Origin of the sequence: Vibrio sp. 10N.261.55.F4, assembly GCF_041470465.1 — a bacterium.
In the GTDB taxonomy this organism is placed as follows: domain Bacteria; phylum Pseudomonadota; class Gammaproteobacteria; order Enterobacterales; family Vibrionaceae; genus Vibrio; species Vibrio crassostreae_C.
The window spans coordinates 15,038-30,461 of record NZ_JBFRMM010000020.1 but is presented as its reverse complement, the minus strand read 5'-3'; the positions used below and the strand labels follow the sequence as shown (position 1 = coordinate 30,461).

The window sequence follows — 15,424 nt, the reverse complement described above, 5'->3', positions numbered from 1 at the left end:
TTTTTATTCTATCGCTTGATATTACACGGCAATTGTAAAAACTAGCGTGTCCGTTTATGCTCTTAAACATGTCCATTTATGCTATTTAAACGATGTCACGTCAACACATATCGCGAATCAATGATGTCCTGTTCCATATTCACCAAGACATCAGTCAGCCTTTGTCTGCCAAAGAGTTATCTGAGATAGCGGCCTATTCAGAACAGCACTTTCACCGCACCTTTAAAAGCGTGGTCGGGGAGTCGTTGCATCAATATATCCGTCGAACTCGAATGGAGTATGCAGCCAACCAACTGATGTTTGATACTAGCTCGTCTGTGGTAGAAATTGCCAACAAGTGTGGCTTTAGTTCGGTGTCTTCGTTCAGTCGAGCATTTAAGGCGACTTTTAATATGTCGCCGGGTGAATGGCGTAAACACGACTTACAAGTAGCTGAAAAACCCTATCTGAAAGATCCTGAAGTGGCGGCGGGCTATTTGAATGTGGCGCAGCGAGTGTTACCTGAACCTAAGATTATTGAAGTGCCTGAACGGATGGCGGCCTATGTTCGACATACGGGATATAATCGATCCATTCGCAATGCGTGGTTGATATTGAAAGCGTGGGCGAATTCGGAACAGCGTGATTTCTCGAGCCAATTTGGTTTGCATCACTCAAACCCTGCTTGGGTTGAGATGGATCAGTGCCGCTATGTGGCGTGTATCGCGATTGATGAGCCGATTAAGTATCGTAGCGTAGTTAATCAGATGGTGATTCCGGGCGGCTTACACGCTGTGTTTCGACTAAATGGCCGCTATGGAGAACTGCTACCACAGATCAGTATGGTGTTAGAAAAGTGGCTACCCACATCTGGTTTCAAACAGCGCTCGACTCCCGCGTATGTGCATTATCATCAGAATCATTTTCTCAACACCGATGAAGTGTTCGAACTCGATTTCTACCTTCCCGTGAGCTTTTACTGAGCCTTTACTAGGTTAACCATTGAGTTGGCTCAGTAATTGGTTTTGTTGTGTTTTGTCGAGCGTGATTTTACTCATTTGTTGTGGCTAATTTGCTCGCTCAATGACAGAAAGGCCTCTTATGTTGATGGTGCGATAGGAGAGAAGCTTGTTGATAAACGACTCTAAGTAAATGATGACAACGTACGGATTAAACGATAGCATCCCGCTCTAATTGCAAATAGTTCTTAATATCACCCGCTAGAATATATGACCATTACCCACAAAGATTATCTGAAAATTGCCTTCCCTTTCATCATCTCAACGGTGACACAGCCTCTACTAGGTGCTGTGGATACCGCTGTTATCGGCCAACTTGGTATTGCTGAACTGATTGGCGGCGTGGCGATCGGCACCATCATTATGAACACCATGTATTGGTTGTTTGGTTTTTTCCGTGTCAGTACCACGGGCCAAAGTGCGATGGCACTGGGTAAGGGAAACCGCACTGATTTGGCGGGTAGCTTGATGCGTCCGTTTGTGCTGTCTGGTTTAGTGGGTTTGATCTTTATCTTGATACAACCACTCATCTGGCAAGGCGCAATGTGGGTGATAGAGCCTGAAGCCAATGTAGCCGAGCACGCGCATATCTACTTCAGTATTTTGATTTATGGCGCGCCTTTCGTGTTGCTTAACTACACCATTATTGGTTGGTTAATGGGACAGGCGAAAGCCAAAGACGTTCTTTATACACAAGTGTTTGGTAATGTGTTGAACATTGTCTTGGATGCGGTGTTTGTACTTTATTTCGATTTGGGTGTCGCAGGTGTGGCTTACGCAAGTTTGATTGCACAAGTTACCACCTTTGCGATTGGTGTGACCTTGGTGATGAAGACCAGCAATATTTCGATCTCTGAGTTCTTGCAAGGCTCGAAGATGACCAAGAAAGACCTATCGACAATCATCTCTTCGAATACCGATCTATTGCTTCGCACCATTTGTATCTTGGTGTTCTTCAACATGATGGCGCGTACTGGCTCTAAACTGGGTACCGATGTTCTAGCGGCTAACGCGATCTTGATGCAGGTGACCTTCATTGTCAGCTATATGTTTGATGGTATTGCCAACGCATCGAGTGTGTTTGCAGGTAAGGCGGTAGGACAGAAGAACCCTTCAATGCTTGATCGTGTTTTAAGGCTTAACTTCCAATGGACGGCAGGTTTCATTGCCGCGCTGACGCTTTTAACCCTGATATTCAAAGACATGATTGTTTTCTTGTTTACCGATATTCCAGCGCTGGTTACCTTGTATCAAGAGATGGCCCCGTGGCTGATTGTGTTCCCGCTAGTGGCTGGCTTTGGCTTAACGGTTTACGGCATCTTTACCGGAACGGGAACCACGCGTCCGGTTAGAGACTCAAGCATCGTGGCTTTGTTGGTATTCTTAGCGGTACAGGCATTCACCATCGATATTTGGGGCAATCATGGTTTGTGGCTTGCGTTTACTCTGTTCTATCTTGGGCGTATTGCGTTCCTGTATCCGTTCATCGCACAAGTTAAGCAGAAGTGTTACCCAGTCAAAGATGCAGTACAGGGTGCCATTAACTAAGCTGTCTAATTGCCATCTTTAATACATTATTAATATTTTATGAAAGCGCTTTACTATTTTTATACGATAAATTTGGTGAGCGCTTTTTTGTATGTAATGACTCACTATAAATGGTCAATAAAATTGTAAGTAAAACGCGATACAGTTCAATGTCCGCTTTTCATCGCCTCAGCTAAATGATAATGTTGTTATGTTATAACATCTATCTGTGAGTATCTGCGTGAACGCCCCACTTTTGTCTGTTGACCACCTAACGATCAAAACCTCTTCGAGAACCCTTTTCCAAGATATCCACTTCGATGTTTATCGAGGTGAGCTGTTGGCGATCATGGGACCGTCAGGCATTGGTAAGTCGATGCTTTCACGTGCGATTGCGGGCTTCATGCCAGAAACGGTTGAGGCTGAAGGTCATATCTCTTTATCTGGTGAGGCTGTGTGTGGCTTACCAATGTTGCAACGAACGGCAGCACAAAGGCCAGCGGTTATCTTCCAAGATGCCCTTCAAGCATTAAATCCTCTGGTTTCAATCGAAGGTCAACTTAGTTTGGCATTGACGGGGACTCGCACTAAGCCCAGATCACAAGACAAAATCAAACTCACCGAATTGCTAGTACAACTTGGTTTCCCTAATCCTGAAACTATCTTGCCGTTATACCCGAGCCAAATTTCGGGCGGGCAACGCCAACGTGTGTGTATTGCGATTGGCTTGCTGAGTAACGCCGATATTATCATCGCCGATGAACCAACCAGTGCGTTAGATCCGGTGACAGAGCAAGAGATACTTAAGCTGATTCGACACAATGTTAAACAGCGTCAAATTGGTGGTTTACTCATCACCCATGACCTGCATAGCGCGTTGGCGTGTGACAAGCTGTTAGTCATCGATGATGGTGGTGTGGTGGCTTACGGTGCACCGAAACATGCACTTGAGTCGAGCTCTCACGCTTTCTGCTGTTCATTGAGAGACTTAATCGAATGAGCTCGACCTTATCACTAAACTCAGAAGCCTCGCCATTAATGCCAGTGACTGATTCAGAAACACAAACACCGATAGAGATTAAGTTCGACAATGTGAGTGTTCACTACTACTCCGTACCAAGTTGGTTGGGTGGTAAAGCGTTCAAAGCGCTACAGAACATAGACCTTAATGTTGAAGACAAAAGCCTAGCAATTGTTGGGCGTTCTGGTGCCGGTAAATCAACGTTAATTGAACTGCTATTTGGCCTTAAAGCGCCAACCGTTGGTCAAATAAACTTGTTCGGTTATTCGCTCCCAATTCGCGATAGCAAAGCGCAAGCAACGGTGTGTCGCTTGATTCAATTGGTGCCTCAAGAGCCCCACACTAGCCTCAACCCTTACTATACCGTTCGACAGATCTTAGCCGAACCTCTAAGTAACTTAGATGTTTCGGGTAATCATGAAGCCATCATTGAAGAGGCGCTTTCAGACGTTGGATTGCCTGCCAGTTTGCTCTTACTGAAACCTAATCAGCTTTCTACAGGTCAAGCTCAACGTGTGGCTATTGCTCGGGCTCTTGTCGTTAGACCCGCAGTGCTGGTGGCCGATGAACCTACTGCCAGCCTTGACCCAGTGAATCGCCAAAGGTTGTTGGACTTGGTTAATTCATTAAAAAAGAAGCGCGATATGCGCCTTATTTTGGTTACTCACGATTTAGGTGCCGCAAAAGCCCTTTGTGAAGAAATACTGGTACTCGACCATGGTGAAATGGTGGAGCACGGACCGACCGATCAAGTGATGAGTAAACCTGCTCATCCTGCGACTCAGATGCTGATCGAGTCTCAGCCTCTTTCGAAATCTACTTGTTAAACACAACCTTATTTATTAAAAAAATACAGCTACAGAGAAAAAATAATTATGCGTTTTAATTCAATCAAACTGGCTTGCACGCTTGCGTTGGCTCTGCCTTTGACGGGCTGTTTTGACTCTCAACCAGGGTCTAGCGATGCCGCAGTAAAATCTGAAATTCGAGTTGCGATGATGCAACCACCAAGAACGGGTTTATCGCCACTTTCTGATGACGCTTTTAAGTTATCTCGTTGGAGCACAGCAGAAACTCTGGTTAACCTGAGCCCAACCTCAGAAGCAGAACCTATGCTAGCAACGGATTGGAAACATCTTGATCCTCTGACTTGGCAGTTCACGATTCGCCAAGGCGTTAAATTCCATGACGGTTCGACATTAACGGCAAACTCTGTAGTGAACTCTCTACAAAAAGCGCTTGAAGCAGCACCTAAGCCGCGCATCCTAGATGGAGTAGAGCTAGAAGTGAAAGCGATGGACAACTACCGTGTAGAGATTAAAACCAGCTTTGATGACCCTCTTCTACCAAGCCGTTTATCAAGCCCTCAATTAGCGATCCTAGCAGCAAGTGCTTATCAAGAAGATGGTCGTGTTAGTCCAATTGGCGCAGGTACTGGCCCGTTTGAGCTGACTGAAATCAACGGCACAACCAGCGCGAAACTGAAACGTTTTGACGGCTACTGGGGCGAAAAAGCGCAAGTAGAATCTGTAATTGCAGAATACGTTCCTAATGGTTTTGCTCGTGCTGCAGCACTGAGAACCGGCACGGCTGACGTCGTTGAAGCGGTACCCGTTTCACAAATCGCGACCATTGATCCGAACCTACTTTACGAAGTGGCAATGCCTCGTACTAATACGCTTTACCTGAACAACAAGTCAGGCGTATTTAGCGATATTGAACTGCGTAAGGTAGCGGCAGCTGCAGTAGACCGTGAGCAGATCGTGAATACTGTTTATGAAAACCACGCGGATATCGCGCAAGGCCTATTAGGTCCTGCACTTGCTTGGGCTGAACCAATTCGACCTGAAGGTCAGGCAGTTGACAAAACGCTAAAAGCGAACGGCGAAAGCATTGTTATTGGTACCTTTACCGACCGTGCAGAGCTTCCAGAAGTGGCAGCGCTACTGAAGCAACAACTTGAAGCGGCTGGTTTCAAGGTTGAGCTGGATATTCGTGAATATGCTCAGATCGAGAACGATGCGCTATCTGGTAAGTTTGACGCGTTTATCCTTTCTCGTGCAACGGTTCTAGATTCGGGTGACCCAGTGGCTTACATGATGAGCGACTTTGGTTGTAAGGGTTCATTCAACCTTGGCCAGTTCTGTTCTCAAGAGGTAGATAAAGCACTGAATCACGCTGACCTACAACCGCTAGGTGCGCTGCGTCACCAAGCGATCATCGAAGCTGAACAAAAAATCCTTAACGATTTCGCGGCTATCCCGCTGCTTCACGAACGTGTGATTCAAGGTGAAAGTGAGCGTGTAAGCAATGTCGTTCGTGACCCAAGTGAACGTCGCTTGGTTGACCAAACTACACAGGTCAAAAAAGCGATACAAGTTAACCCGGCAACACAGGCTAACTAAATAAATGTTATCTGCTGAGACTCTGCGTCGAACTCTATTTATCTTGACGCCTTGGCTATCAAGAATCGCCTCACTGATTGTGGTGGTGATTCTTGTTGGTTTGATGCCTGACATTGCAGGCATCGATCCAAGCCAATCTATTCTGCGGGCTAGGGCGGGGCAACAACACCTGCTTACGCCTGAAGCTTTAGCGGCGGTACGCGCTGATCTTCAGCTTGACCGTTCAGCCATTGAGCGCCTGCTCGACTGGGTAGGAAGTGCTTTTTCAGGTGATCTAGGTGAATCATGGATTGATGGTTCCTCGGTTGCATTAAGCATTCAAAAAACAGCATCTACGTCTCTGTTCTTGATGTCTAGCGCACTTGTGATGACTTTCGTACTGTGTGGTGCAGGCTTACTTGCTACCTTACGCAGTTGGAAGAAGGGCAAACTAGGGCAGAGTTACAGCAGTTTAAGCACCGTATTAATATCGTTACCAGAGTATGTGGTGGCCTCGGTATTAATATTGGTGTTCTCTATCTGGTTAGGTTGGCTACCACCGTATGGTTGGCAAGGTTGGCAAGATATCTGGCTACCGAGTTTAGCGCTCGCACTGCCTGCAAGTGGCTTGTTTAGTCGTCTACTCAGAGACAGTTTACAACGCGTTCTCAATGAACCTTGGGTGATCACCTGGCTCAGTGCCAATGTTCACTCCAACCAAATTATTCGCTTTGCGCTGAAAAGAGCGCTGAGCAGCCTGATCCCACAAATCGCGATGATCGTGATTGGTTTGACTGGTGGCGCAGTCGCGGTTGAGCTTATCTTCTCGATCCCTGGTATCGGGCGCATGATTCTTGGTGCAGCCAAGGCGCAAGACTTACCAACGCTGCAAGGCGGCTTATTGGTGTTGCTGCTATTTTCAATTGCCGTGAGCAGCATGAGCTTGTTTGTTCAGCAATTGATTCTTGGCCACAGCCTGAAAAGCGGCAAGCTCATCAGTAGCCACTCTTCGTTTCGTTTTACCCAGAACCGCGCAAAGCGTGTCACTGCTTTTGCGATCTTCTCTTTCCTAATTGCTATCGTTGTATGGGCTGCATTCCGAGACCCATACACTAGCCAATTCGCACGCTTGGCATCACCGAGTTGGCAAGCACCTTTGGGCGCAGATGGCATTGGTCGAGACCTACTGGCGAGAATTGGTTCTGGTATGATTGCGACCTTCCAAGCCGGCATATTGGCAACGTTCTTGAGCTTGGTGACGGGCATCATCATGGGTTTCAACACCCGCTTTAGCCAAGGCCTTATCGAGATCACTAAGGGTATCCCATACATCATTGCAGGCTTGCTTGTTGCAGGCTTAACGGGGATGAATCCGAACAGCGCATTAATCGCGATTGTATTGGTGTCGTGGGCGCCGCTAGCTGCACACTGCTCAAGCTTGATCGTAGAAGCGAAGGCTCAACCTTATACACACCTCGCGCCACTATGGGGCACCAGTAAGCTTAGAATCTTCCGTTTCTACTTGCTTCCGTATGTGTTGCCACCGTTGTTAAGACACGCGATGTTGAGGCTACCGGTTATCACTCTAAGTCTGACCTCGCTGAGCTTCATCGGATTAGGGGCAAAGCCACCAACACCTGAATGGGGTTTGATGATCGCAGAGAACCTTCCATACATTGAGCGCGCGCCATTAGCAGTCATGGGACCAATTGTTGGGCTGATCTTGTTGGGTGCAGCCATTAACTTGATGTTTGATGACTAACGTAAAGATCCGGTCGCTGAGGTTTCTAAATTGACGATCCGATTGGGTATTCGATTTAGCATTTATGTTGTAACCTTAGCCCTGCTTTTTAGAGACGCTTTTTGATCGGCTCGAAAGTTAAACAGGCCCTAGTTAAGTGTAAAGGATTCAACATGTATCTCGTTTTGTATTGCCACAATATTGGTATGACCGACTTTTCTTTCTTTGAGACGGAAGATTTCGATAAGGAAGATGGCTATATCGTGCGAGGCAAATGGCCGAACGAGAAAGCGTTCCGTGATTACTTAACCAAAGAGTTTGGTGACATGAACGAGTTCCAAGTGATCGACTTAATCGCCAAAGGTGCAGAAGCAGAACACTACTCGCCAGAAGAGTTGATACGCCTAGCTCAGTAGCCGTTAGCTCATCAATATCTAGCTCGGTAATACGTTTTAAATCGAATAAAGAAATGGCAGCCTGATTGGGCTGCCATTTTTCGTTTTAGGTTTAAGCTAATTGCTCGATACCTTAAGTGGGGAGGCTCCGCTATTGCGCGACTTCGTCCACCAAGTACAAGATTGATTGATACGGAATGCCACTGTGGTGTGACAAACCGATCTCACAGGTTCGACTGTTACTGAACCCACGAGTACAGTTGCTCGGTACTTGTTCCTTGAGTGGGTGTACCGCCGCCTCATTCAGCTCTGGTGTAGTGAAGCCTTTGTCACCTGCCCAACCACAACATTGAATATGCTCTGGAACAATCACCTCTTCGGTACACGCTTTAGCAAGGTTTAACATCGCGCCTTCTAAGCCCATTCGACGAGAGCTACACGTGACATGCAGCATTACGGTTTCTTTCAGTGGCTCAAGCGTCAGGTGCTCTAGCAAGTATTGATTCACAAACCCTGTCGGCTCTAGCACCTCTAATGGCTTGGTGAACTGCTCAATACTGCGTTTGGCGCACGGACTGGTGTCCATCAGTACCGGGTATTCACCCTGACGACTGGCTTGCCATAACACTTCTTCGAGTTGTTGCGCTTTAGATTGGGCTAAATCGGTCATTCCTTTGCTGTCGTAAGGCATACCACAGCATTGGTCATCTAGCTTCTTCGGAAGAATCACCTCAAATCCCGCTTTGTTGAGCAAAGACATGGTCACTTCAGTTAGAGGACGTTGGTCGCCCGCATCGCTTTGTTGCCCCATGGTTCGACTTGCACAGGAAGGGAGGTAAACCACCTTCTTATGATTGCTTGAAGATTCTGCCGTCACGGGTGATGAGGCAAGCGAGTGACTATTGGATTGCGGCATCTCTGGCATCCAAACTGGTGTCGCGCCTTTGGTTATTGAGCGCAAGCCATTGGTGAGCTTACCAACTGTATTTGCGCCTAGAACCTTATTCGCAACTTGATTAGTTTTGAGGCCAGCCTTGGTCAGCTTGGTGGTGGTCGAGAAGTGCTCCGCTGTCCACTTAGCAATTGGTGTGAACTTCTCATATTTGGCGATACGAAGCTTCTTCACTAAATCGCCAGTGTTGATGCCCACGGGGCAACGCTCCGCACATAGGCCTGTTGCCGCGCAAGTATCAATGCCTTGGTATTCAAAAGTCTTCTCTAGCTCGCTGGCTTCTATCTCTTCGCCTGCTGCTCGGCGGCGTTGTAGCTCGCGATATAAAACAATACGTTGGCGAGGTGACAAGGTCAGTGTGCGAGACGGGCAAACAGGCTCACAGAATCCACACTCAATACAGCGGTCAACAAGGTCGTCGGCAGCAGGCATTGGTTTTAGGTCGGTGATGTGGGAATTTGGATTGTCGTTGATGATAACGCCGGGGTTGAGCAGCCTTTCTGGGTCAAACAGCGCTTTGATCTGTTGCATCAAGGCATAGCCATCTTTGCCCCATTCCAATTCCACATAAGGTGCCATGTTTCGGCCCGTGCCGTGTTCCGCTTTCAGTGAACCTTGATACTTCACTGCAACTAGCTCGGCAACGTCATCCATGAAACCGCCGTAGCGATCGATTTCTGTTTGACTGTCGAAGCCTTGAGTAAATACAAAGTGCAGGTTGCCTTCGAGGGCGTGACCAAAAATGATCGCTTCGCTGTAGTCGTATTTGTCGAACAGCTCTTGTAGCTCTCGAATACCGTTAGCGAGGTTTTCGACAGGGAAAGCCACGTCTTCGATGATAACGGTTGTGCCAACTTCACGAACGGCCCCAACTGCTGGGAACATGCCTTTTCGAATGCCCCACAGGGTTGCAACAGTCTTTGGATCGGACGTAAAAGGGACCGATTCAACAATCGTGTAATCAGCCAATGCATCCAAAATTGATTTACATTGTAAATCTAAGTCCTGCTGGGAGCTGGCGTGTGATTCCACCAAAATAGCCGCCGCTTCTAAATCTAGGTTTGGCATAAACGCAGGCATACCCGGTTTATCCGCGACAGAACGTAGCGCCCTGCCGTCCATCAACTCAACGGCTGCAACCGGAGTTTTGGATAATGTAGTTACGGCTTTACTTGCTTGTTCTATGTCAGCAAACACCAACAGAGTCGAGGCTTTGTTTGGATGTTCGATAACCGTGTTATAGGTAATCTCAGCAATGAAACCTAGTGTGCCTTCTGAGCCAATCATCAGGTGTTTTATGATCTCAATTGGGTCGTGGTAATCGACCAATGCATTGAGCGCGTAGCCGGTGGTGTTTTTAAGACGGTACTTGTGGCGGATTCTGTCTGCCAGTTCTTGATTTGAGCTAGTCTGTCTGTGTAAATCAATAATGCCTTCAAACAACGTTTTGTGTGATTGCTTGAAAGCTTCAACGCTGGCGTTATCTGCCGTATCAAGCAGGGAACCATCACTCAATACGATTTTCATGCTCTCGACGGTGCGATAGGAGTTTTGCGCAGTACCACAACACATACCGCTGGCGTTGTTCGCGGCAATACCGCCAATTTTACAGGTGTTGATAGAGGCTGGGTCTGGGCCGATTTTACGTTGGAAAGGGGCGAGGTATTTGTTGGCATCTGCGCCAATTACACCGGGCTGAAGAATGATTTGATTGCCGTTGTCGACAATTTCATGGCCACGCCAGTCGTCGGTCAGTGTGATGAGTACCGAGTCTGAAACCGCTTGCCCTGAAAGGCTGGTGCCCGCGGCGCGAAAGGTAAAATGAATACCGAGTTCGCGACAGCTTTGAATGGTGAATATCACTTCGTCTAAGTTCTTGAGCCTTAGAACCATTTTCGGCACCAAGCGATAGAAACTCGCATCGGTGCCGTAAGCCAATCGCTTTGCCTCTTGCGTGACAATGCGTTCTGTTTCTATTTTTTGAGCCAGTATCGCTTCAAGCTGCTGATAAGCTTGTGCGTCTATTACTCGCTCATGGGATGTGTTTGTCTCCATCTTTGCTTCCTTGTGCTTCTTATTTGGCACTGATTTGTTTTTATATTATTTTCCAGTGCTTAAACGGTGTCACAACGGTAGTGGAATTGCTGTGACACCGATTGAACTTCAGCCTAAGTAGACCAAAGCATGAGTCTGAATCGTGGAGATTTAATCTAACCCCACCAAAGATTCACGAGTTAAGTCTTTGATTGTCCTCGCGCCAGTTAGAGTCATCGCAACGCGCATCTCTTTGTCGTACAGGTCGAGTAGGTTCTCAACGCCTGCTTGTCCTTGAGCCGCTAACGCGTAGACGAATGAGCGGCCAAGTAAGGTGCAATCTGCGCCCATCGCCATCATGCGCACTACATCTAAGCCAGTACGAATGCCAGAGTCGACCAGAATCTTAGTGTCGCCTTTTACTGCATCTGCAATTGCAGGTAATGCTTTAGCGCTTGATAGAACACCATCAAGCTGACGACCGCCGTGGTTTGAAACGACGATACCGTCTGCGCCAAATCTCACGGCGTCTTTTGCATCTTCTTCATCAAGAATGCCTTTGATGACCATAGGGCCGTCCCAGAAATCACGGATCCACTCTAGATCTTTCCATGAAATTGATGGGTCAAAGTTGTCGCCCAACCAACCGATGTAGTCTTCCAGTTTGGTAGGAGAACCACGATAAGTTGAGATATTGCCTAGGTCATGTGGCTTACCTAACAAGCCAACATCAACTGCCCAGCTAGGATGACGCATAGATTGGAATACGCGGCGTACTGCTGCATTTGGACCACTCATTCCTGAGTGCATGTCACGGTAGCGAGCGCCGGGTACGGGCATATCCACGGTGAAGACCAGTGTTGTGACGCCAGCGGCTTTAGCGCGTTCAAGAACGTTCTTCATGAAGCCACGGTCTTTTAACACGTAAAGTTGGAACCACATTGGGCGTTCAATCTTAGGTGCAACTTCTTCAATCGGACATACCGACACGGTCGACATGGTAAAAGGGATGCCTTTGTTGTCGGCGGCTTTTGCTGCTTGTACTTCACCGCGTCTTGCGTACATACCCGTTAAACCAACAGGCGCCAGTGCGATTGGCATCGCTAGCTTCTCGCCAAATAGTTCGGTTTCCAAATTTAGGTCCGACATGTCGTTGAGTACGCGTTGTTTTAGCGCAATCTCAGCTAGGTCAGCCGTGTTGCGACGTAGGGTATGTTCTCCGTAAGAGCCACCATCAATGTAGTGGAAAAGAAACGGTGGTAATTTCGCTTTTGCTGCGGCGCGGTAATCAGTCGATGCGGATATGATCATAATTTCAGTCCTAAATTCTTGGGATGTTGCTCTTCTTTGAGAGCTTGGTTTGGGCTGCTTTAATTCGGGAAAATGGCGTTAATACCCATGGGTGTTGATGTGCTCTAGTATCCATCCCGGAACTCATCAACTGTCTTATTAGACGGTGTCGCTGTCGGGGAATTGAGTATTAACGCCAAGTGCTTTTGAACGACTTATGGTTTACATAAGTGCGTCGGTCATTTTGAATCCGTAGATAACCACTAGGCCGATGATGCCTGTCATCACCAAGTAGTAGAACGTTGGAATGATTGTCTTACGTAGGGTTGCACCTTCGCGTCCTAGCAAGCCAACAGTTGCTGATGCCGCTACCACGTTGTGAATCGCAATCATGTTACCTGCTGCTGCACCAACGGCTTGTAGAGCAACAACCACCGCACTAGAGATAGTCAGAGTCTGCGCTACTTCGAATTGGAACTGGCTGAACATCATGTTTGAAACTGTGTTCGAACCTGCAATGAAGGCACCTAACGCACCAACCGTTGCACTCAATGCTGGGAATGCGCTACCAACGAGGTCAGCTGCGAAGTTTGCCGTGGTTACGGGCATACTTGCTAAATCTGCGCCGTTCACACCAGAGTTAATGAAGATACGAACCATTGGGATGGTGAACACCAACACAAAGCCTGCGCCAATCAGAGTCTTGCTCGATTCACCGAAGGCTTTAGCCAGTGGCGTTGCGCTGCGAGATTGCATGAGAACAGCAACCAGCGCGACGAAGACCAAGATACCGCCCGGTAGATACAGAGGCTGAATCGCAGTGCTCACACCGGTTTCACCAAGGATGTTGCTGAACGATAGGCTAACGCTCTTCAGTAGGCCTTTGAATTCAGGGCTCACGCGGCTCGCAACCAAGGTCACCGCTAGCAGCACGTATGGTGCCCATGCCATCGCCATGCTCATCTTCTTATGGCCTTGATTGTTGTCGTCAAGGTCGATTTTCAGAGAACCTAGCCATTCTGCTGGCCACTTCTCTTCGCTTTCGAAATCCCATTTTGATTTTGGAACGAGGAAGCCACGTTTTGCTGCAGTAACCACAATTGCTAGGCCGACTAGACCACCAATTAGAGATGGGAACTCAGCGCCTAGGAAAACACCTGTTAGTGCGTAAGGAATAGTGAAAGCAGCACCTGCGAACAGTGCGAACGGCAGGATATCTAAACCTTCAGTCCAGCTTTTGTTCTTACCGAAGAAGCGAGTCAGCATCATCGCCATCAATACAGGAATCATCACACCAACGCAGGCGTGGATGATCGCAACACTTGATGTGATCTGTTGTAGGTAAGCATCCCATGTTGAACCATTGGCAATCAGGCTTTCACCGATGTTGTGCGTATCCAAACCTTTGTTTACGCCAACAATGATAGGTGTACCAACCGCGCCAAACGATACCGGCGTAGATTGAATCATCATGCCCATCAGTACCGCAGCTAATGCTGGGAAGCCGATTGCAACGAGTAAGGGAGCGGCGATTGCAGCGGGTGTGCCGAAGCCAGATGCGCCCTCAATGAATGAACCAAAACACCAAGCAATGATGATCGCTTGTACACGACGGTCTGCTGATATGTCAGTAAATCCGTTGCGGATGGTGGTGATAGCTCCGGTGTGTTTCAAAGTGTTTAATAAGAAGATGGCGCCAAACACAATCCAGAGAACCGACACGGTAATGCCGAAGCCTTGGAATACTGAAGCCAGCACGCGAGTGCTAGACATATCCCATGCGAATAGGGCGATAGCAACGGTTAATGCAAATGCCACGGGCATCGCTTTTTTTGCAGGCCAGTTAAGGCCAACCAGCAGAATCGCTGCAACAACTATTGGCGAAAAGGCCAATAATGCTAGTAGAGTTTCACTCATGGGTACTTCCTCGTACTTGTTTTCAAACGTTCATGTTTGAAGTGAATAACACGTCATTAGTTTTGTAGGTGTAATCTGAATCTCGAGGATTCAATTGTTGTAATTAGAGTCGCTTTATTTGTAACCGATGTGATTGCAAAAGCTGTTTTTGTAATTGTTTTGTTAATTTGGCGTGAATTTACCCCTTTATTTTTTATTGATATAGGGAAATAATGAAAATAATTAATTCCAAAATTGGCATAATCAAATGCGAGCAGACGATTTGATCCTGTTTTCACAGGTAGTAGAGCTGGGTAGTTTTAGTAAGGTGGCAGAACAAAATAACCTTACAAATTCGGTAGTTAGTAAGAGAATTGCGCGTTTGGAAGAAGAGATTGGCGTGCAATTATTATATCGAACCACGCGTAAATTGACCTTGACTGAGGCGGGCAAGGCAATGTTACACGGGGCCAAAAATGTGAAGCAGGCAGCTCAAGAGGCTATGGACGCAGTTTCAGGCTTTGGTGAAAATGTCAGTGGTCATATCAAAATGTCAGTGCCTACTATCTCCGGAGATTTGATTCTCGCAGACGCTGTGGCCGAGTTTTGTAATATGCACCCAGGTTTAACGGTCGATATGTCTCTTAACAATCGATTTGTTGATTTGGTTGAAGATGGTCTCGACTTGGTCATTCGAACCGGTTACTTGGAAGACTCCAGCCTTATTGCCCGTCATATATTGGATTCACAATGGGTGGTGTGTGCCTCGCCATCTTATATCGCTAAGAACGGTAAGCCGATGCAGCCCAAGGATTTGGTTGAGCACAATTGCTTGCAATACGCTTATCAAACGACAGGCGCTAGTGAGTGGCAGTTCTTACACAGTAAGGATGGCTGTACCGACAACGACAAATACATCGTGCGCGTCTCTGGCTCTTTCTCTACCGATAACGCGACGGCATTACGAAAAGCCGCTTTGGGCGGTCATGGTGTGGCGTACGTGCCACGTTGTCTGGTGTATCACGATATTCGTAACGGCCAGCTGGTGGATATCTTCCCTGATTTAGTCGGTAAAAAGCTGGGTATTTATGCGGTGTACCCGTTCACTCGTCAGCCACCGAACAAGATTAAGTTATTGATTGAACACATCAGAACGCGTTATCTGACGATTTCACATTATTTTTAA

General features: G+C 47.3%; 11 protein-coding genes. 8 read left to right on the top strand and 3 right to left on the bottom strand.

Annotated elements, in window-relative coordinates:
* The first annotated feature begins 92 nt into the window (after positions 1 to 92).
* The 7 genes from AB4249_RS10290 (at position 93) to AB4249_RS10260 (ending at position 8,087) form a co-directional block, all read left to right on the top strand.
* Complete coding sequence (locus AB4249_RS10290) at positions 93 to 962, top strand: GyrI-like domain-containing protein (RefSeq protein WP_372103001.1); 870 nt, start codon at positions 93 to 95, stop codon at positions 960 to 962.
* A 246-nt stretch (positions 963 to 1,208) separates the two neighbouring features.
* Positions 1,209 to 2,546, top strand: a complete 1,338-nt coding sequence (locus AB4249_RS10285) for an MATE family efflux transporter (RefSeq protein WP_372102999.1) — start codon at positions 1,209 to 1,211, stop codon at positions 2,544 to 2,546.
* A 220-nt stretch (positions 2,547 to 2,766) separates the two neighbouring features.
* Positions 2,767 to 3,525 (top strand): ATP-binding cassette domain-containing protein, encoded by a 759-nt coding sequence (locus tag AB4249_RS10280; protein ID WP_372102997.1) that lies wholly within the window; start codon positions 2,767 to 2,769, stop codon positions 3,523 to 3,525.
* The gene (locus AB4249_RS10275; protein ID WP_017065049.1) at positions 3,522 to 4,373 is read left to right on the top strand and encodes an ABC transporter ATP-binding protein; all 852 of its coding nucleotides are present in this window, start codon (positions 3,522 to 3,524) and stop codon (positions 4,371 to 4,373) included. The genes AB4249_RS10280 and AB4249_RS10275 overlap by 4 nt, the downstream gene beginning before the upstream one ends.
* A 48-nt stretch (positions 4,374 to 4,421) precedes the next feature.
* The gene (locus AB4249_RS10270) at positions 4,422 to 5,951 is read left to right on the top strand and encodes an ABC transporter substrate-binding protein (RefSeq protein WP_372102995.1); all 1,530 of its coding nucleotides are present in this window, start codon (positions 4,422 to 4,424) and stop codon (positions 5,949 to 5,951) included.
* Positions 5,952 to 5,955: 4 nt separating this feature from the next.
* The gene (locus tag AB4249_RS10265) at positions 5,956 to 7,692 is read left to right on the top strand and encodes an ABC transporter permease subunit (protein WP_102398456.1); all 1,737 of its coding nucleotides are present in this window, start codon (positions 5,956 to 5,958) and stop codon (positions 7,690 to 7,692) included.
* A gap of 152 nt (positions 7,693 to 7,844) precedes the next feature.
* Complete coding sequence (locus tag AB4249_RS10260; RefSeq protein WP_017077021.1) at positions 7,845 to 8,087, top strand: hypothetical protein; 243 nt, start codon at positions 7,845 to 7,847, stop codon at positions 8,085 to 8,087.
* A 130-nt stretch (positions 8,088 to 8,217) separates the two neighbouring features.
* Here the strand turns inward: AB4249_RS10260 and AB4249_RS10255 are convergent, their stop codons facing one another.
* The 3 genes from AB4249_RS10255 to AB4249_RS10245 all read right to left on the bottom strand — a co-directional run bounded on the left by AB4249_RS10255 (position 8,218) and on the right by AB4249_RS10245 (position 14,259).
* Positions 8,218 to 11,073, bottom strand: a complete 2,856-nt coding sequence (locus AB4249_RS10255) for an FAD-binding and (Fe-S)-binding domain-containing protein (RefSeq protein WP_372102993.1) — start codon at positions 11,071 to 11,073, stop codon at positions 8,218 to 8,220.
* A gap of 150 nt (positions 11,074 to 11,223) precedes the next feature.
* A complete protein-coding gene (lldD, locus tag AB4249_RS10250) occupies positions 11,224 to 12,363 on the bottom strand; it encodes an FMN-dependent L-lactate dehydrogenase LldD (protein WP_229647885.1) in 1,140 nt (379 codons plus the stop codon).
* A gap of 201 nt (positions 12,364 to 12,564) precedes the next feature.
* Positions 12,565 to 14,259 (bottom strand): L-lactate permease, encoded by a 1,695-nt coding sequence (locus AB4249_RS10245; RefSeq protein WP_372102990.1) that lies wholly within the window; start codon positions 14,257 to 14,259, stop codon positions 12,565 to 12,567.
* Positions 14,260 to 14,506: 247 nt separating this feature from the next.
* Between AB4249_RS10245 and AB4249_RS10240 the strand changes: the two genes are divergently transcribed.
* Positions 14,507 to 15,424 (top strand): LysR family transcriptional regulator, encoded by a 918-nt coding sequence (locus AB4249_RS10240; protein ID WP_009846145.1) that lies wholly within the window; start codon positions 14,507 to 14,509, stop codon positions 15,422 to 15,424.